Consider the following 19,446-nt stretch of genomic DNA (forward strand, 5'->3'; position numbering starts at 1 on the left):
GGATCGTTCATGAGCTGGTGGAACTCTCCTCTGGTCTACATCGTGTTGCTCGGCCTCGCCGGGATCGTCGTTTGGTCCCTCATCCCCAGACGCTTCGCCAATGCGAAGCTGGTCGTCCAACTCGGCTTTTTCCTCGCCATGTCGGCCATGGTTCTCGACCTGCGCGTCGTGCCATACGAGACCGCAGGGGACAACGAGACAACCGGAGGAGCGATCCTCATCGGCTCGGTCAAGCTGCTCTGGTGGGTTCACCTTGCCTGGGCGCTAATCGGATTTGTCCGTATCTATCTCGTCTTCGAGCGAAAGCCGCGCGAGGCACGTCTCCTGCAGGACGTCGTGGTCGGTGTCGTCTACGCTGGAATGTTCCTGTCGATCCTGGCGTTTGTCTTTGCAGTGCCGGTCGGAACGCTCATTGCCACGTCGGGCGTGTTTGCCGTCATCCTGGGACTGGCGCTCCAGAATACGCTTGGTGACGTATTTTCGGCGATCGCGCTTAACCTCGGCCGCCCTTACGTGCTTGGAAACTGGATCATTCTAGGCGACGGAACCGAAGGCCGCGTTGTCGAGACCAATTGGCGGTCGACCCAACTTCTGACCCCGACACACAATGTCGTGGCGCTGCCAAACAGCCTTCTCGCCAAGATCGGGGTAACAAATCTAAGCGGTCCGGACGAGAGCCATGGACTTGCCGTAACCGTCAAGGTGGCGCCAACGAAGACGCCGGCGATCATCGTAGAGCTCATGCGCACTGTCTTGCTGAGCTGCAATTCAATCCTCCAGGAGCCTTCGCCTTCGGTCACCATCAGAAGCCTGGATGCCGCAGCTATCGAGATCGAGTTGTTTTTTCGCGTCGCAAGTATCGACCAGCGAAGTGCCGCTCGGAACGAAATCTTCGATCTCATTTATCGCCATTCAAAGTCGACCGGCATGCTGCTGGCGGAGCCATTTTCGGGCTCGATTGCCATGACCAACCGGCCGGGCCACGAGATGGCGGCCTCCCAAGGCTTCACCCCGATCGACCTCATCAATTCCATACCGGTATTCTCGGCGCTAACGGATACCGAGCAGGAGTCGCTCGCCAAAGCGGCCTCGGTTCGTACCTATCATAAGGGCGAAATCATCGCACGACAGGGAGAGATGCTGCCGTCGCTCATGATCGTACGGACGGGAGTCATCGTCCGGCAAATTGGCGAGGGCGATGATCAACTGCAGGAGATCGGCCGGCTTGCACCTGGCGATTTCTTCGGCGAGACCGGCTTGCTCGCCGGCATTGGCGAGATGTCAAGTTTGCGGGCAATGACCCCCATCACGGTTTACGAGATAGACCAGGAAAACTTTGCGCCGCTGCTGCACGACAGGCCCGAAATGGCCGAAGATCTTGCCGCGATCCTGTCGATGAGGGTGTCGGCTCTTAATGAAAGCGGCATCGCCGGACAGGACCACGCGGGCTCCAAATTCGCGCTCCTCAAAGCCATTCAGACAGTCTTTCGCGCCGCTCCGTTCAAGCGCGTTCGGGCACCTGGCTGATAAGGCATGCAGAAGGACAGAGATCCATGACCATCCGCCAAAGCGATATCACAGGCATCGATACACTCATCCAGCCGGCTATCCGTGATTTTGCGGACGGACTGAAGATAAGGCGCGTATTGCCGTCCTCGAATCGCCTGATGATCCGGCCCTTCATCCTGTTCGACCATTTCGGCCCCACTATGTTCGACGCAGGTCACGGTTTCGATATGGGACCACATCCGCATATCGGCATTGCGGCCGTGACCCACCTGATCGATGGCGAGATCGTCCATCGCGACAATTTGGGTAAAGTGCAGACCATCCGTCCTGGCGAGGCCAACTGGATGACGGCCGGGTCGGGCATCGTCCATTCCGAGCGCACGCCACCGGACGTTCTCCGACATGGTCTATGCCGAAATTGTGCTCACGAGCGGTGCGCGCTACCAGGTGAAACCCGAACACCGTGAGCGTGCGATCTACATCGTCGCCGGTGAGGTTGGAATTGTCGGCCAGCTCGGTACGTTTCATGAGCCGAATTAGTAGCTCTGGCGCGCGGCGTTGAGATTGTGCTCCAGGCGCCTGCCTTCCATGCGGCGAGACTGATGCTGATAGGAGGTGAGCCCCTGGCCGAGCCACGTCATATCTATTGTAACTTCGTCTCCTCTTCAGCCGAACGGATCGAGCAGGCAAAGGCGGATTGGCGCGAACGCCGCTTCCCCGGCGTGCCGGGAGAGCACGAGCTCATGCCTCTGCCGGATGGCAGCATGTGAGGGATAAGGCAGCGGATGGTGACCTCAGCGCCGCGACAGCTTGACGCCGGGTGGCGCAGGCAGACCACTACGACATCAAGTAGAGATCGTTCATCGTTTCCTCATCGAGCAAACCGTCGAACCAGACGTCGAAGATTGTCTCGAGCAGGAACTCGTCGTTGCTTGCTTCGGAAAACAGCGTCAGGGACGCGTGCAACTTCTTCGCATCAACGTCACCGAAGACAGCGCGAGCGCTTAGGCCGGAGAGCCGCTGCAGGGTGCCAACGCATTCCCGATAACGGCCTCCAAGGATCGGAAATGACAGATAGGCGCTGGCTTCGTCGAGCGATGTGATTGCATATGGCTCAGGCGCAGTACCGCTTCGCCTGGTGGCCAACCTTGGGAAGATGAACTCCATATAGGGAGTGCACATCATCCCTCGACGTAGAATGGCCAGCGCGTCGTCGTAGACCGGATCCTGTGCGCTGACGAACCTCTGCAAATCATACTCGTCAGGCATTTGGATAGATCCTTGGGAAACCCTCAACATTGGTGCCCTGACTAGCCGTCGACGACATCTGCATAGTCCGGGTGCTTGGCGAAAAAGCGGCTCATGAAGGGACATTTCAAGATCGCTTTACGGCCGGTTTTGCGGAGCAGTTCGAAGGTCCCTTGGGCCAATCGCGACGCGATCCCTTGTCCGGAAAATTCCGACGGGACTTCGGTGTGTATCAGCGCGACCTGCCCGCCCTCGAGCCGATAGTAGGCCGCCGCAAACATATCGCCGGCGATCGGCAACTCGAAACGGTGCTGTTGGACGTTTTCAACGACTTGTGCATCCATCTCTATCTCTCGATTGTATGTCACGTCTGTCACCGGGGGGAGATTGGCCGGCCGCTATCGCACCGCAGGCAACCGCAGAGTGACGGTCGTGCCTGCCCCGAGCGTGCTCTGAAGGTCGATGCTTCCGCCTGACTGCTCGACAAAGCGCTTCACCATCGGCAAACCGACGCCGCCGAGGCCTTCGCTTTTGGTGGTGAAGAACGGATCGAAGGCGCAGACCATTGTCTCGCTGGTCATCCCGATACCGTTATCCGCGACACGGATATCTACCTGACCGGCGGTAGAGCTTTCAGAGGCCAAGCCGGCATCGATCGAGATGAAACCGCCGTCAGGCATTGCATCGCGCGCGTTGAACAGAAGGTTCAGAACCGCATTTTGCAACCCAAAGCGATCGCATCTCACCAAAGGCAGGTCGGACCCAACCCGAAGCTCAAGACCGAAATTGGCATCCAAGGCGCTCCGCACGAGGGTTTCGATCTCAGCCAGGCAAGCATCTACGTTTGTGTATTCGATTTCCGCGTGGCTCTCTCGAGCCAGGCTGATGGTTTGCCGGACAAGGTCCCCAGCCCGTTCCAAAGCCGTTTTGGCGCCGGCAATTACAGGCCCAAGCGCCGGAGTCGCTTGGATGCTCGGATCGCGGGCCAGGTGGTTCAACGCCGACGAGGCGACCTGAATGAGATTGCCGAGGTCATGGACGATGCCGGCCGTCGACATTTGCACGGACATACCACTTCCAAGACCATCGGGCGGGCCGTCGAAGACATCTTCTTTTATGTCCGGACGAAACATTTCATAACCCCGTTGGCTCAGTCGACACCCATTTGCTTCAATACGCTATAATTTACGGCATTTATTGTCAATTATATCTAAGACGCCTCCGATACATACTTCTGTATATCCAAACGATAGACCAAGCTCTATTGATAGCCGATCCCGCTGATGTAGTTGGCAAGCAGCCGTTCCTGCAGTTCCTCTTGTTTGAAAAGCGCCTTCATCGCATCACGGATATCGAGGACGCCTAGCGGTTTCGAGTCAGCCCCTAGCACCGGCACATTCTGAAGGCCTTGCGCGGCCATGGTCTGCCAGACTGAATGAAGGTCGTCATCGGGACCACAGGACACGATGGACGTGCTCATCAATGCCGCAATCGGCGCTTCTGTTGGCCCTGAATTCGCCAGATGGCGGACAAGGTCGGACTTGCTCAGCACGCCTGCCGCCTCCCCACTGCCGTGGCACACCACGACCAGGCCTATTGCGGGCCCGGAAAGTGAGAGTGCTGCACTGCGGAGTGGAGCGTCGACATCAATCACCATGAGACGGGCCGATATTACTGGATGCAGACTGTCAATGCGCATGACGCCCTCCTGAGAGCGCCTCGCGGCCGCGGCCGGGAGGCTGAGATCGGTTCCAGTGTTGGTCGCCGAGCTCGGCGCCTTCGCCTGGCCGGTCAGAATGGCGCGCAAACAAGCGCCATTCTGACCCGTTCCAAAGATTAGCTCAGTGCTGCTTTGCTCAGGCCAAACTTCGCATCCCCCGAGCCCGGGACGGGTTTGAAGCCGATGTTCAGACGGTTCCAAGAATTGACCGCCATGACAACGAAGGTCAGATCGGAAATTTCCTTCTCGGAAAGCTGTGACCTGACCCGATCGTAGATCTCGTCGGGGACACCCTGCTCGGGCAGCTTGGTCAAGACTTCCGTCCATGCCAGGGCTGCACGCTCGCGAGGAACGAACAAGGTCGAATCCCGCCAGGCTGCCAGGTGGTAAAGGCGCAGTTCGCGCTCGCCATGAATCTTCGCCTGTTTGACGTGCATATCAAGGCAGAAGGTGCACCCGTTCACCTGCGCGGCTCGGACTGCAACAAGGTCGCGGATCGGTTCTTCGATCGACCCCTCTCGCGTCGCACCAAGAAATTCAATAAATTTCTTCAGAAGTTCCGGCGACTGCTCGGCATAACTCGCGCGTTGGGCGACGGCTTTTCCTTTCGGAGCGACCGGTGACGCTGCAATATTCATTACTTATCTCCTTGAGGTGTTTGCAATCCATTGCAGCGTAAGGATGACCGGTGAGACGAACTGTTGCTATCGTGCCGATGATATGTATTGCCACTCGATTGGGTTGGGGCGCCTAAACCGAAGTATAGGAGGTGGAAATTGGCACCTGACCGCTGCCCTCGGCAATTCGCTTTGGCGCAGGCATGCGACGGGCGCACGGCGTTTGGGTCACTTGAAGGGCGAGGCTGAACCGACCGGTGTCGATAGAACCTGGATCGAAACTGCGTTCACTCTTCGAAGGGAGCGTTCATCACAAGATCAACTGCCGAAGTCGCCTTGTAGCCTGAAACAAAGCGCTCGCCGAAGTCCCGGGCAAAGTTGTCGTAGGTGGTTTCGGGCCTGATCTCGGCGATATGGCAAAAGCATCGCGTCATCCGCCGCTTCATCCCGAGGCGCGGAAATTCGCCAACGATCTTTGCAATCTCGGCTGACGAAACGAGGCTGTATTGCAAGCCGACGACATCGAGGCAGATGCCGGCTGTGCAAAGCGCCACCTCAGCCTCCTTGTAGAGGCCGATTGACGGCGTCGAGTTGAGGGCGACGCTGTCCCAGATCAATTGGGCGCGCCGCTCGTCGAAGCCGCCCTCCCGAACGAAGGTGCGGGCAAGATCGGCGCCTTCCACTTCGAAACGGCGCGGCCCGGCGAAGTCCTCATTGAGCGTGACGTCATGCAACAGGGTTGCAACGGCAACAACCTCCGCGTCGTGCTGGATATTCTGAATCTGTCCGATCCGGGCCGCGAAAAGCCAGGATCGGACCACGTGGTTGAACAGGTAGGGTTCACATCGCTGGCGGGCATGTTCGATCGCTCGGCCAACAAGCGGAGTATCGGGGACCAAAATCCCCGCAAGTGTGCGGATGGCGATCAAATTCATGTCACTGACCGTCCCTTCGCGTACGCCCCGATGGTCCCGGGGGCTACGATTTCATTTCGCGTTCGTCGTAAGTTCCGTCTCGCTGGTGTCGACGACGAAAATAGCAAGCAGACGAGCGCCTTCCGTCTTGCTGGCGTTTTCGCTGACGGCATGACGGTCGCCAGGGAATTCCGAGAAACTCTCGCCGGCGCGATAAGTCTTCACCGGCCCGTCGTTGACCTGGCTTCGGATCGCCCCCTCCAGGACCGTGGCATAGATGAACGCGGATTTGGGATGGGTATGAGCCGGCGACGTACCCCCAGGCGCGTACTCGACGAGCACGGCTTTCATGCTCTTGCCGGGCACGTTTGGAAGAGCCTGGTCGTAGACAAGCTTTACGTTGGCGGCGTCATTGGCCATTGCTGCGGTGACGGAAGCGGAGGTGAGCGCGGCGCAGAGAAGTGTTTTGATCATGTCTGGTCTCCTTGTTGTGCGAATGGCGGGCCTATCCGATGATTACTTACTTCGGTGGTGTGTATCGGCTGAGCCAATCATCGAAACGCACGGCGCCGATGCGCGCGTTCTCGCCGGGCACCAGCGTTCGATCGTCGATTGCCACTTGGCCGTAGTAGAGCGCGCCGGGATCCGGGACGACTTTGCGCGGGTCGTTGGTGGCCTTCAGGAAGCGCTCGACAAGTTCGCTCATGCGAACACGCTCCGGGCCGGCAATTTCGATCATGCCGTTCAACGGCGCGGCAAGCGCGACGTCCGCCATCGCATCGGCAACATTATCAGCCGCCATGGGTTGGAAGTAGGCCGGCGACATATGAATGGTATCCCCGACGGCGCCCGTGTTTGCGATGGCGGCGGTGAATTCGAAGAATTGAGTGGCGTGAACGATGGTGTAGGGAATTCCGGACTCCCTGATCAGCTTTTCCTGAAGCAACTTGCCGCGGAAATAGCCCATGCCCTGCAGCCGGTCGGTACCGACGACCGACAGCGCCACGTGATGACGGACGCCGGCGGCCGTTTCGGCGGCAAAAAGATTACGCCCGGATGCCTCGAAGAACTCCAGGGCAGCCTTTTCCTCGAACGACGGCGAGTTCGCGAGGTCGACGACGACCTGCGCACCGGCAAGCGCGGCCGCCAGACCCTCTCCCGTAACGGTGTTGACGCCCGAATTCGGCGACGCCGCAAGCACGTCGTGTCCTTTGTTTCGCAGTCTCTCCACGGTCTTTGAACCGATCAGCCCGGTTCCGCCGATGACGACGATCTTCATGTCTGGTCTCCTGGTGTTGCGTGTCTATTTTTCGTTGCTCGATCGGATGCTGGGCGTTTCCGGCCTGCTACTGACTGACCGATGCAGCAGCATCCTCGATGAGTGACGTGACCTCGTCGGGATGCGAAACCATGAGCGCATGGGACGCACCCTCGATGACGACGGTCTTTACCGCATGCGCACGCTTGGCCATGAAGCTCATGACGGCTGCCGGGATGTTCCGGTCATCCGAGCCGTAGATCATGTAGGACGGCAGCGTCTTCCATGAGGCGACGCCCGAGGCTTCAGCCAGAGCCGCCTGCGCAACAGGGCGTTGAGTGGCAGCCATCAGCAAAGTCTGCTCTTGCGGAACGTCGGCGGCGAACTGGGCGCGGAACTTGGCCGGCTCGATGAAGAGGTCTTGTCCGCCGTCCGGCAACGCGACTGGAGCAAGCGCGCTCCCCAAGGTGCTGCCGGGAAACATGCTGGACAACGTAAGGCTCGATTCGCCGGTATCCGGCGCGAAACCCGCCACGTAGACCAATGCCTTCACATTGGGATTGCCATTGGCGGCCTCGGTGATGACAGGCCCGCCGTAGGAATGCCCCACCAGCACGACCGGCCCGGAAACCGACCGGACGATGGCTGAGACTGCTTTCGCATCGCTGGCAACGCCGCGGAGCGGATTAGCTGCGGCTATCGCTACATAACCGTCTTTGCTGAGCTTGGTGATGACTGCATCCCAGCTCGACGATTCCGCGAAGGCGCCGTGCACCAGTACGATCGTCGGCTTGGGCTGAGAATTCGCGGCCTGCGCCATCCCGCCGCCCGACGCGGCAAGCGCTGCGGTGAGGGCCAGGACTCGAGTTATGTTTCGCATTTGCTTTCTCCCGTGTGGCCTGTGGTGACCAATGCTCAGGAGAATGCGCCGACGCGGCCCGCCAACCTATTGTGCGGAAGGGTCTGTCATACAATGCCAAGGTGCAGGGTAGGTCACCAGGGAGATCAGGTGCCCTGCAGCATGATTGAGGTATCTATGCGGGGTGTGCATTGGCGGCGGTCGCCGGAACAGACACTGAGGGCGCGCGGCCAGAGAGTTGTGTTTGCAAGACGCCGCTGCCGCCGTGGCGAGAGCCTGGCGCGGTCGATCCGTTGAGCGCTGGTGAGCCGGCCGGATCGAACACGGCGGCAAAGCCTCCTCTCGTCAACGACATAGTTCCTGGCCTTCGGCCCGCATCGCCCAATGCCTTGGTATGGGTCAAACAGCCGGACCGGCGTTATTCGCCAGTCTATTGGCGCGACATCGCAGTCGTGGCTCAGAGCACTGCCATCCCGCCGTCGACCCGCAGATTGATGCCCGTGACGAAACTGCTCGCGTCCGAGGCAAGGAACAGGGCGGCTTTTGCCAGCTCTTCCGGCTGCCCCATCCGGCCCAGGGGTATTGCCTCCGCCATCGCCTTTTCAAACAGCCCGCGCTGCTCAAACGGTACGCCTAGCTTATCGAGAATAGCCGTATCCACCGGACCTGGGCTGAGCACGTTGACCCGGATGCCGCGAGACTTCAGTTCGATCGCCCAACCGCGCGCAAAGGCATTTATGGCCGCCTTCGAGCCCGCGTAAACAGCATGACCGTCCAGAACCTTCTCGCTGGCCAGCGAGCCTGTGAGGATGATTGCGCCGCCATTCCGCATGACCGGAATCAGCTTCTGGACGCCGAAGAAGACGCCTCGCGTATTGACGGCAAATTGCGCATCATATTCTGCCTCGGAGACGTCGGCCGAGTGCGTGATGGTGTTTATGCCGGCGTTCGCCATATAGATGTCGAGCGCCCCGAACCTCTGGCGGATCTGTTGCGCTACCTCGTCATGGTGCGACACGTCGGCCACATTTCCCTGAATGCCCAGCGCGCCTGCCCCGATCTGTGCGACCGCTTCCTCGACCGCCTGCCGCCGGCGGCCGGTAATGACGACTTGCGCGCCCTCGGCCGCAAAGATTTTTGCAGCCGATAGTCCGATCCCGCTGTTTCCGCCGGTGACCACCGCGATCTTGCCCGAGAGTGCGCCCATTTCGTTCCTGCCTTCGAAAAATAGTGCCGGTGCTGCTGCGATAGTCGCAACTGCTGGCCAAGAAAATTTCACGCCGAATTGAGACCGCCAAAATGAGCGGCAATCGCAAACGGCTACCGATTGATAAACTCCCGGCGCTTAGCCAGTTTGACGTCTTGGAGAGCGCTTTGGCCTTCAAGGCAGAACAAGCGCGCGGCGGCGACCCCCGACAGCGCGACGTAGTGTCGAACGCCGGCGATCGCCTCCGCGCTGCACAGGCGCAGTTGCCCGAGCGGCAGCCGTGGCGCAGCATATGTTTCGCGCCTCTGCCAGCGCTCCAGCTCGATGGCGCAGTGGTTCGGTTCCACAATCCGGGACATGAGCCGACAGAACCAGCATTCAGGCCACCGCTCGGCTATGCGAGCGCACAAGGTTTGACCTGGCGCGCCACCCGAAATGCGGTTCAGGGCGCGCGAAATATTGCCAAAGGTGGTCATCGGCGGCTCCAAGGAATTGCGGACAACATGCGGTCGTGACTGAGGGCGTGCTATCCTTTGATGAAGGCGAGCAGATCAGCATTGACCTGATCTTGGTGCGTGGCCGTGATCCCGTGGGGCGCGCCGGGGTAATAGATATCCTTTGCGCCTTTGATCAATCGGGCCGACTTGACTGCCGAGTCCTTGACAGGGACGATCTGATCGTCCTCGCCATGCAGGACGAGGGTTGGTACGTCGAACTTCTTGAGGTCCTCGGTAAAATCGGTCTCGGAGAACGCCTTGACGCTTTCGTACGCGTTCACGAGACCCGCCTGCATGCTCCAGAGCCAGAACTGATCCAGAGTCCCCTGGGAAACCTTGGCGCCCGGCCTGTTCGCGCCATAAAACAACGGTGCGAGGTCCCGGTAGTACTGCGAACGATCCTTGACGAGGCCAGCCCTTATGCCGTCGAATACCTCGATCGGCAGGCCTTCCGGATTGGCCGGCGTTTTCACCATGATCGGCGGAACAGCGGCGATAAGAACAGCCTTGGCCACCCGCTTCGTGCCGTGCCGTCCGATATAGCGAGCAACCTCGCCTCCTCCGGTGGAATGGCCGACCAGCGTGGCGTCCCGGAGATCCAGCGCCTCGATCACGGCTGCAAGATCGTCCGCATAGCCGTTCATGTCGTTGCCGGACGTGGCCTGGCTCGATCGGCCATGGCCGCGCCGGTCATGCGCAACGACGCGAAAGCCGTTATGGGCAAGAAAGAGCATCTGGCCGTCCCAGGCGTCGGAATTCAGCGGCCAGCCGTGCGAGAACGTGACGACAGGACCCTTGCCCCAATCCTTGTAGTAGATTTCGGTGCCATCCTTGGTCGTGATGGTGCTCATCGTCTTGGTTCCTTTGATTGAGGGGGAAGAGGGAAGGTTTTGTTTTCGGCTCGTTGCCGAAGCAGCGCGGGGCAGTCCGGCGGCAACCGTAGAGATCAGGCCTGCCAACAAGACATCGCGGCGAGATCCGCCGACGGAGAAAAGTCCGTCTTTGTTCATCATGTCCATCCATGTGCTTTGAACATCCTGCTCACCATCACGACCGTCGAGTCGGCCTGTGCGGTCGCGTTCGGGGAGGAGCGAGCGAGGAGCGGTAGAAACGCGACGGTCGTGATGGCTTGCGAGGAACAGGATGCATCGATCCGGGCCGCGAACCTATTCTACGGAAGCATCTGTCATACGATGCCAAGGTGCAGGGCAGGCACGCCGAAGATAGGGCCGGGCTAAGGCAAGCTCTTATAGACACACGTCAATTTAGGCTTGGGTAGCGGCGCGGGGACCGACGCGGCATCGCCGGCGTCAGTTGCTGATGCATGAAATGTTGCGAGTTTGTCGGTCAGACTGGCGCCGCCAAAGAGCGCCGCTCAGTGGTAACCGATGTTTGGCGCGGGCCTTGCCGCGAAACACCAACAGGACCACCGATGTACATCAGGATCACCCGCAGCAGCACGAGCGTACCAACAGGCAGGAAGGCCTGGGCGCGCTGAGAAAGCACCTGAAATGGCCGGGCGCGCCGGGCGATCCTATTGGATGGGGCATGGATCGGCTTGTGCCAAATTCTAGACTTCGCGCATCGGCGCGGGCAGCGTTTCCCACGCCCGGATCAGCTCACCGATGGAAGCGGCTTCCATCTTGCGCATGACATTGCCGCGGTGAAGCTTGACCGTCACTTCACTGATGCCGAGGTCGAAGGCGATCTGCTTGTTGAGGCGTCCGCGCGCCACTTCACGCAGGACCTCGCGCTCGCGCGGCGTCAGCGTCCCGACGCGCTCGATATTGCGCTTGACGATCACGGCATCCACCCGCCGCTTGGCATCCACCGCAATGCCGGCGATCACAGCGTCAAGCAGCGTCTGATCCCGCACCGGTTTGGTGAGAAAGTCCACGGCGCCGGCCTTCATCGCCTGGACAGTCATCGGGATGTCGCCATGCCCGGTCAGGAAGATGATGGGTTTGGGGTTGCCGTTTTTCGCAAGATGGTGCTGCAGATCGAGACCGCTCGTCCCCGGCATGCGCACGTCGAGGATCAAGCAGCCGGGGCTCTCCAACACGTCGGCGTCAAGCAATTCACGGGTTGAGGTAAAGCACACCGGCAGGAAACCCGCCGACAGGATCAATTCAGACAGCGCCTCCCGAACAGAGGCATCATCATCGACAATAATGACCAGCGGCTGCTCGGCTTCAGCCCTTCGCTGCTGTGATGACGGCGTCGATCTCGGTAAGGGCAATTGGTCAACTCTCATGTTTAGCCTCCGTTTCTGGGTTGCGTAAAGCGTCGCCGATCGCCGCAAGCAGTGCCTGGCCATCGAACGGCTTGCGGAAAAGCCCGCCAATGCCCTTGGCGCGGTGCTGATCCACTATCTCGTGGCGGCCGGTGATCAGGAACACAGGCAGGTCCGGACGCGCCTTCTTGACCAAGTCACGAAGTTCAAAGCCGTCCATGCCGGGCATCCCGATGTCGGTGATAAGCATGTCCAATCCAGACAGGCCGCTGACCAGCAACGCCCCCGCCGACGAGAAGCTGCGGGCCACATAGCCGGCGGACTCCAGAAGGTCCTCCAGCGACTCGAGCAGTCTTGGGTCATCGTCGACAATCGCCACGACAGGCCTCCGCTTGCTCACGCTCAGCTCCCCCCTGCCCTGCGCGAGTGCGTGATCGGTATTCCCAATCGCTCGGCGATGCGCACTAGGTCGGCGAGCGACGCCGCGACCATCTTCTGCATGACGTTCCTTCTATGAATTTCCAGCGTAACTTCGCTGATCCCCAGTTCAGCGGCGGCCTGCTTGTTGAGCAAGCCGCTGACCACCAGCGGCAGCACCTCACGTTCGCGCGGCGTCAGCTCGAGATAACGTTGCTTCAACACGCCCAGCTCGGCGCGCTCCGATCGCTGTACCCGATCCTGGGCAATCGCCGCATGGATTGCGGCCATGAGGTCTGCATCGCTGAAGGGCTTAGTCAGGAAATCCACCGCGCCGTGCTTGATCGCACGCACCGAGGACGGGATATCGCCATGTCCCGTCAGGAAAACGATCGGCGGATGATCGCCCTCGGCAATCTGCCGCTGCAGATCGAGGCCGTTAATATCCGGCAACTCGATATCGAGGATGAGGCAGGCAGGGACGTCCGGCTTGTCAGCGCGGATATAATCGCCCGCCGATCCGAACTCTACGGCACGCATGCCATGTGCGGCCAGCAGCTCACTGAGCGCCTCCCGGACGCGTTCATCGTCATCTACGATGAAGACAATTTGGCCGTCCGTCGTCATGACGCCGCTTTCGCTTCAATCGGCAACGTGAAGATAAACGTCGCTCCACGTGGTTCGTTCTTCTCGACCCATAAACGCCCGCTGTGCGACTCGATGATCGAACGGCAGATCGCCAGTCCCATGCCCATCCCTTGCTCTTTCGTGGTAAAGAACGGTTCGAATATCCGGTCGGGAAACTCGACGCCCCGGCCGCGATCTCTGACTTCGGTCTGGACAACATCCCCGATATGGCGCACGCGGATGCTGATAACTCCGTCATCCGCACAAGAGTCCATCGCCTCCATGCCGTTGCGGATGAGATTGACCAGAACCTGCTGGATTTGGACGCGATCGAACGCGACTAGCGGAATGTCGCTTCCGACATCAACGCTGATGCGAACGCCCCGCCGCATCGCTTCCTCGGTCACGAGGTCGCGTGCCTCTGCGATGACACTGCTGAGCGTCGCATTGGTCCTCGTCTCGGTGGATTGCTTGAACAGCGCGCGAATGCGGCCGACGACGTCCGCCGCCGAATTGGCGTCCCGTATAATGCGCTCGGCCGTAATCTTCGCGCGTTCGACGTTCGGCGGGACGGCGCCCAGCCAACGGTGGCATGCATGGGAATTGGCGACGATCGCGGCCAGCGGCTGATTCACCTCGTGCGCGATCGAAGCGGAAAGCTCGGCGAGACTTGCAGCCTGAGTGGCTTGCGCGAGTTTGTCGGAGGCTTGTCGCAGCGCTTCCTGGGCGCGCACCTCTTCGTCGATGTCGAGGGAAACCCCGTACCATTGCACAACCGCCCCGTCTTCATCACGCCGCGGCTCCACCCTGCACTCCGCCCAGCGATAGCCATCTGTTTCGCGCCAGCGAAACCGCATCGCGGAACCGCCGCCTGTTTCGAAACAGCTCAGCAACGTGCGCAGCACCTCGGGAGCATCTTCAGGATGAACCAGTTCTTGCAGCAATTCCTCGATGCGCGGCTCTCCGAGTGTTTCGAAATTGGCGATGACGGCGCGGAAATGGTCCTGGTATCGCTTGTTGAAGTAGACCGGCCCGCCGGTCGGCACCGCGCTCCAAATGCGGACCGGCACAGCGTCGATCATCTGCTGAAGCTGCAATTCGCTCCGCCGCAGCGCCTCTTCGGCTTGCATCTGATCGTCTATATCGTGACAGAGGCCGTACCACTGCACGATCAGGCCAGCGTGATCGCGCATCGGCTCTGCCCGGCTCGACATCCAGTGATAGACGCCATCGGCGCGGCGCAGGCGATACCTCATGGAGAAGCGCTCGCCGGTAGCAAGGCAGTGACTGAGCGTATCGCCGAATGCTGCGTCGTCGTCCGGATGGACGGTGGCCGCTATCATCGCCGCCAGCCGGCCGATGCCCTGTTTGTCCAAATCCGTTACGTCAAGGCCGAGAAAATCGACCATTCGCTTGTTGAAAAAGGTCGGCTCGCCGTCCGGCGTCAGGCGCCAAACGTGGCTCGGAACCATGTCGACAAGCTGCGAGAGCTCCCGCTCCCGGTCGCGCAATGCCTCCTGCGCGCGCACCTCATCGTCGATGTCGATGCTGGCCGTGTACCATTGCACGATCGCCCCACTCTGGTTCCGCAGCGGCTCGGCGCGGCCCTCCCTCCAGCGGTAGACACCGTCAGCGCGACGCAGGCGATACCGTATGGGATAGGGTTCGCCGGTGGCGAGGGAGCGGCTGAGCCATTCTCTCATCCTGGGTCCATCGTCGGGATGGACGGCTGCCGCGACTACGGTCGCCAGGCGGCTCGTGCCCGGCTTGTCCCAGCCCGCGATGTCGTTGAGGCCGATATAGTCTGTCGTGCGCTTGCTGAAGAAGGTTGGTTCGCCGTTGGGCGCCATACGGGCGATGTGAGCGGGGATCATTTCGACCAGCAACGAGAGTTCTCGCTCCCGCTCCCGCAAGGTCTCCACACTTTGGCGCAAAGTGAGCACCGCCGCCTGATGCTGCCTGGAAATGGCGGCCATGACGAGCGCCGAAAATGCAGAGATGGCCAGAAAAAGCTGCAGCATGATCTGGTTGTGCTTCTGGGACTCGGGATCGCCGGCAAATTGGCTGGCGCCGGATATCGTGAATACCGCCGTGATCAGAGCGAGAACGGTCAATGCTACGGCGGCGCCTCGGAACTCAAAGCGCACCGCGGCCCAAAGAAGAGGCGGCATGATGATGTAGGCGAAGGGCAGATAGCCGCTCAAGGAAAGGGCGGCGATACCAAGAAAGGTCAGCCCCAGGACGCAAGCTTCCATCCACCGCGCCGCCGAGAGCTGCGCCTTGCCGCGCCAGTTCTGGAACACGACCAGCGCCAGTGGCGCTACGATCAGGACTCCCGTCGCGTCTCCGATCCACCACAGCGGCCAAGCCGTCGCAAAGGTTTGCGATTGTATGCCAAACCACGCAAGCGCCGCACTTCCCACCGTCGCGCTTGCAACTGGCGCAACTCCAGCGGCCAGTGCGACGAATGCGAGAACGTCCCGCAACGTTTCCAGCCGAACTGGGCGCTTGCAGGTCTGGTTCACAAGCCATGCGCCGGCCACCGCTTCAAGAGCGTTGCCGGCAAAGATCAGGAAGGCCGCGGGCAGCGGAGTGTGGAACCACAAGAAGTTGCTGAACAGTTCTGCCACACAGGCCCCCAGCACCCACCACGGCCAGCTATACCTGGAGGCGAAGACAAGCGTAGCGATGAAAAGCCCGCTCGGAGGCCAAATGGAAATCCCTGTTCCAGGTATGATTGCGAGCGACTGGGCGAAGCCGCAGCCCAGGACATAGGCCGTAATAAAAAGCCCCAGATGCAAGAATTGGGGACGGTGCGACCAGGCGCGCGACAACCTGCCTCTTTCAAGATCGCTGATCATGTTGCCGCGAATCAGGCCCGGTTCATTCGTCGCGAAAGATCGGCCACTTCCCGATCCGGATCGGTCCAAGTCATGCGTTAACGCGCGCGTTGCGTTGGAATCGGTCTCGCCAAGTGAGTTGGGCGCTATCGTCATCGGGTGCCCCTGACGGACAAACAAACTCTGGAGATTGTCGGCGCTTCGTGTAGCACTTGCTCTTGATAGCTGGACTGGGCTGACGGACTCACGTAGCCACCCTAATCCCGCCACGCCCCAACCGCACCTCATGGAAATCCATGCATTGCACGGGGCGGCGGCGCCCCTTCACCGAGAGCCGAAAAAACCAAGCGCTTACTGAGCGCCGCCAGTTATTGCGCAGCTTTCGCTTCAACCGGGAGGGTGAAGATGAATGTCGCCCCACGCGGCATGCTATTCACCGCCCAAAGGCGTCCGCCGTGAGACTCGATGATCGAACGCGAGATCGCGAGCCCCATGCCCATTCCGTTCCCTTTCGTTGTAAAGAACGGCTCGAATATCTTGTTAGGAAGTTCGATACCCGGGCCTCGGTCGCGGACCTCGGTCTGGATCGTGTCCTCTATCCGGCGCACGCGCATTCCGAGAACCTTGTCGCCCGCCGTGGTGTCCATCGCCTCCATGCCGTTGCGAATGAGGTTGACCAGGACCTGCTGAATCTGGACGCGATCGAACGCAACCAGCGGAAGGTTGCTTTCGACGTCGATGTCCATGCGAACGCGACGCCGCATGGCTTCCTCGGCCATAAGGTCACGTGCTTCGGCAACGACGCTGGGGATCGGTGTGCTGGTTCTCATTTCAAGCGAAGGTCTGAACAAGGCACGGATGCGGCTGACGACATCCGCCGCCGAGTTGGCATCGCGGATGATACGCTCGGCCGTGATCTTCGCGCGCTCGACGTTCGGGGGCTCGGCGGACAGCCAACGGTGGCATGCGTTGGAGTTGGCGACGATGGCGGCCAGCGGCTGGTTCACCTCATGAGCGATGGATGCGGAGAGTTCGGCAAGGCTCGCCGCCTGGCTCGCACGCGCAAGTCTCTCTTGTGCCAGCCGAAGCTCCTCTTGTGTCCGCATCTCATTTTCGATGTCGAGGCAGATAACGTTCCACTGCACGATGGCGCCTTCAGCGTTGCGCATCGGCGCGGCGCGCGTCTCGACCCAGCGATATTCACCATCGAAGCGCCGCAGACGGTGCCGTCGCGCATACGGCTCGCCTGTGGACAGACAATCGGCATATCTCTCTTTGACACCTGTCAGGTCGTCGGGATGAACACCGGCGTCGAGTGTGCCAGCCAGCCGGGACTTTCCCGCTTCGTCCAATTCCTCAAGATTGTATCCGAGGAATTCGCGGAGCTGCTGGCTGCGATATATCGGTTCGCCATCCGGCGCGGCGCAATCGATCATTGCCGGCAGTGTTTCAACGAGCTGCCAGAGAGCCCGTTCTCTCTCGCGCAGCGCCTCTTCGACGCGCAGCTGATCGTCGATGTCGTGCGTAAGGCCGTACCATTGGACGATGCGTCCACCCTGGTCCCGCAGCGGCTCCGCGCGGCCCTCCATCCAACGATAAACGCCATCGGCACGGCGCAGGCGATACTTCATGAAGAATCGCTCGCCGGTGGCAAAGCAGCCGTCGAGTGCTTCCCTCAGGCTGGCTGCATCGTCGGGATGGACGACGGTGGCAATGAAGGCCGCCAGCCGGCTCGTGTCCGGCTTTTCCGCGTCCGCTATGTCCAGGCCGAGAAAATCTATCAGGCGCTTGTTGAAGAAGGTCGGCTCACCGTTGGGAGACAGCCGCCAGAGGTAGCTCGGAACCATGTTGACGAGTTGCGAGAGCTCTCGTTCCCGGTCGTGCAACGCGGCTTGCGTGGTCACCAGGTCATGGATGTCGACGCTCACGCCGTACCATTGGAGAATGCTGCCATCTTCGTCGCGCAGCGGCTCGGCGCGAGTCTCGGTCCAGCGATAGCCGCCGTCAGCCCGCCTCTGGCGATATCTCTGAACGTAAGGCACGCCCGTTGCGAATGAATGGCGGATCGCCTGCCGTGCGGCGTCGATATCGTCTGGATGGATCACGCTCAGCGACGGCGAGCCGTCCGGGGCGGTGATGTCGTGGAGCGTGGCCCCGGTTACATCGGTGAACCGTTTGTTGACGTAGGAAGGCGTCCCTTCCCGTGTCGTACTCCAGATCAAAGCGGGCACGGTGTCGATCAGCTGCTGGAGGCGCCGCTCACTTTTGCGCAACGCCGCCTGCGCGCGCACCTCATCGTCGATGTCGAGAGAAACCCCGTACCACTGCACGACCGTTCCGTCGTCATCGCGCCGCGGCTCGACCCTGCACTCAGCCCAGCGATAGGTGCCGTCCTTTTCGCGCCAGCGAAACCGCATCGCGGAGCCGCCGCCAGTTTCGAAACACCTCAGCAACGTGCGCTGCACCTCGGGCGCATCTTCGGGATGAATCACCTCGTGCAGCAACGTTTCGATGCCCGGCTCGCCGAGCACATCAAAGTTCGCGATAACGGAGCGGAAATGGTCCTGGTATCGCTTATTGAAGTAGACCGGCCCGCCGGTCGGCATCACACTCCAGATGCGGACCGGCACCGCGTCGATCATGTGCTGAAGTTGCTGCTCGCTCTGCCGCAACGCCGCTTCGGCGTGCATCTGATCGTCTATGTCGTGACAGAGGCCGTACCACTGGACGATGCGGCCAGCGTCATCGCGCATCGGCTCCGCCCGGCTCGACATCCAGCGATAGACGCCATCGGCACGGCGCAGGCGATAGCGCTTCGCGAAGCTCGCACCGGTAGCGAAGCAACCACGGAGTGCATCGCCGAATGCTGCCGCGTCGTCCGGATGAACGGCGGCCTGTATCATCACCGCCAGCCGGCTCATGCCCGGTCGGTCCAGATCCGCTACATCGAGGCCGAGAAAGTCGACCATGCGCCCATTGAAGAAGATCGGCTCGCCGTCGGGATCGAGCCGCCAGATGTGACTCGGGACCATGTCCACGAGCTGCGAGAGTTCCCGCTCCCGGTCACGCAATGCTGACTCGGCCCGCTTCTGGTCCTCAATGTCTATTGTCGTGCCGTACCATTGAACGATGCGCCCCTGGCTATCGCGAAATGGTCGTCCTGAGCTTCGAAACCAGCGATAGACGCCATCGGCGCGCCGCAGGCGATGCTCGGTATCATAGGGATCGCCGGTTTCGAGGCAATGCCGCCATCTGGCGGCTACAGGATCATAATCGTCGGGATGGACGGCTCGACGCCAGCCGAACTCATCGTCGTCTTCGGAAGTGTTGAGACCCTCATGCGTGTTGCCGAGGAACGCCAGGGTGTTTGGGCTGAGATAGGTGAATCTTCCGGCGGCATCGGCTGCCCACGCGTGGCCGGGCATGCTCTCGATGATTTGCAGCGCAAGCGTTGCTTCGGGGTCGATTTCGCCAAGTGAGTTGGACGCTGATGTCATTGG

Annotated in this window: 18 protein-coding genes and 1 pseudogene; 2 read left to right on the forward strand and 17 right to left on the reverse strand. The window is 60.6% G+C overall.

Features of this window, described 5'->3' with window-relative positions; all coding sequences use genetic code 11:
• The first annotated feature begins 9 nt into the window (after nucleotides 1-9).
• Nucleotides 10-1,527: a mechanosensitive ion channel family protein gene (locus tag NKI54_RS18850; protein ID WP_352692162.1), complete on the forward strand. Its 1,518-nt coding sequence runs from the start codon at nucleotides 10-12 to the stop codon at nucleotides 1,525-1,527.
• Nucleotides 1,528-1,553: 26 nt separating this feature from the next.
• Nucleotides 1,554-2,279, forward strand: a pseudogene (locus tag NKI54_RS36505) (pirin family protein).
• A 67-nt stretch (nucleotides 2,280-2,346) separates the two neighbouring features.
• On the opposite strand, the gene NKI54_RS18865 reads toward NKI54_RS36505, so the two are convergent.
• The 17 genes from NKI54_RS18865 to NKI54_RS18945 form a co-directional block, all read right to left on the reverse strand.
• Nucleotides 2,347-2,778, reverse strand: a complete 432-nt coding sequence (locus tag NKI54_RS18865; RefSeq protein WP_352592508.1) for a DUF1810 domain-containing protein — start codon at nucleotides 2,776-2,778, stop codon at nucleotides 2,347-2,349.
• 41 nt (nucleotides 2,779-2,819) lie between these two features.
• Nucleotides 2,820-3,101, reverse strand: coding sequence for a GNAT family N-acetyltransferase (locus NKI54_RS18870; RefSeq protein ID WP_023674211.1), 282 nt, complete (start codon nucleotides 3,099-3,101; stop codon nucleotides 2,820-2,822).
• A 54-nt stretch (nucleotides 3,102-3,155) separates the two neighbouring features.
• Nucleotides 3,156-3,890, reverse strand: coding sequence for a sensor histidine kinase (locus tag NKI54_RS18875; protein WP_352592505.1), 735 nt, complete (start codon nucleotides 3,888-3,890; stop codon nucleotides 3,156-3,158).
• A gap of 128 nt (nucleotides 3,891-4,018) precedes the next feature.
• Nucleotides 4,019-4,456, reverse strand: coding sequence for a CBS domain-containing protein (locus NKI54_RS18880; protein ID WP_352592502.1), 438 nt, complete (start codon nucleotides 4,454-4,456; stop codon nucleotides 4,019-4,021).
• 137 nt (nucleotides 4,457-4,593) lie between these two features.
• On the reverse strand, nucleotides 4,594-5,115 hold the full coding sequence (locus NKI54_RS18885) for a carboxymuconolactone decarboxylase family protein (RefSeq protein WP_352592499.1): 522 nt from the start codon (nucleotides 5,113-5,115) through the stop codon (nucleotides 4,594-4,596).
• 266 nt (nucleotides 5,116-5,381) lie between these two features.
• Nucleotides 5,382-6,029 carry an HD domain-containing protein gene (locus NKI54_RS18890; RefSeq protein ID WP_352692164.1) on the reverse strand — a complete coding sequence of 216 codons (648 nt, stop codon included), beginning with the start codon at nucleotides 6,027-6,029 and terminating at the stop codon, nucleotides 5,382-5,384.
• Between the two features lie 51 nt (nucleotides 6,030-6,080).
• Nucleotides 6,081-6,482 (reverse strand): cupin domain-containing protein, encoded by a 402-nt coding sequence (locus NKI54_RS18895; protein WP_352455791.1) that lies wholly within the window; start codon nucleotides 6,480-6,482, stop codon nucleotides 6,081-6,083.
• Nucleotides 6,483-6,528: 46 nt separating this feature from the next.
• Nucleotides 6,529-7,287, reverse strand: a complete 759-nt coding sequence (locus NKI54_RS18900; protein WP_023674205.1) for an SDR family oxidoreductase — start codon at nucleotides 7,285-7,287, stop codon at nucleotides 6,529-6,531.
• A 67-nt stretch (nucleotides 7,288-7,354) separates the two neighbouring features.
• Nucleotides 7,355-8,146: an alpha/beta fold hydrolase gene (locus NKI54_RS18905; protein ID WP_352592496.1), complete on the reverse strand. Its 792-nt coding sequence runs from the start codon at nucleotides 8,144-8,146 to the stop codon at nucleotides 7,355-7,357.
• Between the two features lie 436 nt (nucleotides 8,147-8,582).
• Nucleotides 8,583-9,332, reverse strand: coding sequence for a glucose 1-dehydrogenase (locus tag NKI54_RS18910; RefSeq protein WP_023674202.1), 750 nt, complete (start codon nucleotides 9,330-9,332; stop codon nucleotides 8,583-8,585).
• Nucleotides 9,333-9,445: 113 nt separating this feature from the next.
• On the reverse strand, nucleotides 9,446-9,808 hold the full coding sequence (locus tag NKI54_RS18915) for a hypothetical protein (RefSeq protein ID WP_023674201.1): 363 nt from the start codon (nucleotides 9,806-9,808) through the stop codon (nucleotides 9,446-9,448).
• A 50-nt stretch (nucleotides 9,809-9,858) separates the two neighbouring features.
• Nucleotides 9,859-10,839 (reverse strand): alpha/beta fold hydrolase, encoded by a 981-nt coding sequence (locus NKI54_RS18920; RefSeq protein WP_502894826.1) that lies wholly within the window; start codon nucleotides 10,837-10,839, stop codon nucleotides 9,859-9,861.
• 560 nt (nucleotides 10,840-11,399) lie between these two features.
• Nucleotides 11,400-12,083 carry a response regulator transcription factor gene (locus tag NKI54_RS18925; protein ID WP_352692198.1) on the reverse strand — a complete coding sequence of 228 codons (684 nt, stop codon included), beginning with the start codon at nucleotides 12,081-12,083 and terminating at the stop codon, nucleotides 11,400-11,402.
• Entirely contained in the window at nucleotides 12,073-12,462 is a 390-nt protein-coding gene (locus NKI54_RS18930) for a response regulator (RefSeq protein ID WP_023716983.1), read from the reverse strand. The genes NKI54_RS18925 and NKI54_RS18930 overlap by 11 nt, the downstream gene beginning before the upstream one ends.
• Before the next feature lie 2 nt (nucleotides 12,463-12,464).
• Nucleotides 12,465-13,106 (reverse strand): response regulator transcription factor, encoded by a 642-nt coding sequence (locus tag NKI54_RS18935; protein ID WP_352692165.1) that lies wholly within the window; start codon nucleotides 13,104-13,106, stop codon nucleotides 12,465-12,467.
• Nucleotides 13,103-15,940, reverse strand: coding sequence for a sensor histidine kinase (locus NKI54_RS18940; protein ID WP_352692199.1), 2,838 nt, complete (start codon nucleotides 15,938-15,940; stop codon nucleotides 13,103-13,105). The genes NKI54_RS18935 and NKI54_RS18940 overlap by 4 nt, the downstream gene beginning before the upstream one ends.
• 374 nt (nucleotides 15,941-16,314) lie before the next feature.
• Nucleotides 16,315-19,443: a PAS domain-containing protein gene (locus NKI54_RS18945; RefSeq protein ID WP_352692166.1), complete on the reverse strand. Its 3,129-nt coding sequence runs from the start codon at nucleotides 19,441-19,443 to the stop codon at nucleotides 16,315-16,317.
• Between the last annotated feature and the right edge of the window lie 3 nt (nucleotides 19,444-19,446).

It is taken from the genome of Mesorhizobium sp. M0663, from assembly GCF_040320585.1.
In the GTDB taxonomy this organism is placed as follows: Bacteria; Pseudomonadota; Alphaproteobacteria; order Rhizobiales; family Rhizobiaceae; genus Mesorhizobium.

Coding starts and splice junctions, on each gene's coding strand:
- NKI54_RS18875 (WP_352592505.1), bottom strand. CDS start 3,890: ATGTTTCGTCCGGACATAAAAGAAGATGTCTTCGACGGCCCGCCCGAT.
- NKI54_RS18850 (WP_352692162.1), top strand. CDS start 10: ATGAGCTGGTGGAACTCTCCTCTGGTCTACATCGTGTTGCTCGGCCTC.
- NKI54_RS18920 (WP_502894826.1), bottom strand. CDS start 10,839: ATGAACAAAGACGGACTTTTCTCCGTCGGCGGATCTCGCCGCGATGTC.
- NKI54_RS18905 (WP_352592496.1), bottom strand. CDS start 8,146: ATGCGAAACATAACTCGAGTCCTGGCCCTCACCGCAGCGCTTGCCGCG.
- NKI54_RS18865 (WP_352592508.1), bottom strand. CDS start 2,778: ATGCCTGACGAGTATGATTTGCAGAGGTTCGTCAGCGCACAGGATCCG.
- NKI54_RS18870 (WP_023674211.1), bottom strand. CDS start 3,101: ATGGATGCACAAGTCGTTGAAAACGTCCAACAGCACCGTTTCGAGTTG.
- NKI54_RS18885 (WP_352592499.1), bottom strand. CDS start 5,115: ATGAATATTGCAGCGTCACCGGTCGCTCCGAAAGGAAAAGCCGTCGCC.
- NKI54_RS18900 (WP_023674205.1), bottom strand. CDS start 7,287: ATGAAGATCGTCGTCATCGGCGGAACCGGGCTGATCGGTTCAAAGACC.
- NKI54_RS18890 (WP_352692164.1), bottom strand. CDS start 6,029: ATGAATTTGATCGCCATCCGCACACTTGCGGGGATTTTGGTCCCCGAT.
- NKI54_RS18935 (WP_352692165.1), bottom strand. CDS start 13,106: ATGACGACGGACGGCCAAATTGTCTTCATCGTAGATGACGATGAACGC.
- NKI54_RS18945 (WP_352692166.1), bottom strand. CDS start 19,443: ATGACATCAGCGTCCAACTCACTTGGCGAAATCGACCCCGAAGCAACG.
- NKI54_RS18895 (WP_352455791.1), bottom strand. CDS start 6,482: ATGATCAAAACACTTCTCTGCGCCGCGCTCACCTCCGCTTCCGTCACC.
- NKI54_RS18925 (WP_352692198.1), bottom strand. CDS start 12,083: ATGAGAGTTGACCAATTGCCCTTACCGAGATCGACGCCGTCATCACAG.
- NKI54_RS18915 (WP_023674201.1), bottom strand. CDS start 9,808: ATGACCACCTTTGGCAATATTTCGCGCGCCCTGAACCGCATTTCGGGT.
- NKI54_RS18880 (WP_352592502.1), bottom strand. CDS start 4,456: ATGCGCATTGACAGTCTGCATCCAGTAATATCGGCCCGTCTCATGGTG.
- NKI54_RS18910 (WP_023674202.1), bottom strand. CDS start 9,332: ATGGGCGCACTCTCGGGCAAGATCGCGGTGGTCACCGGCGGAAACAGC.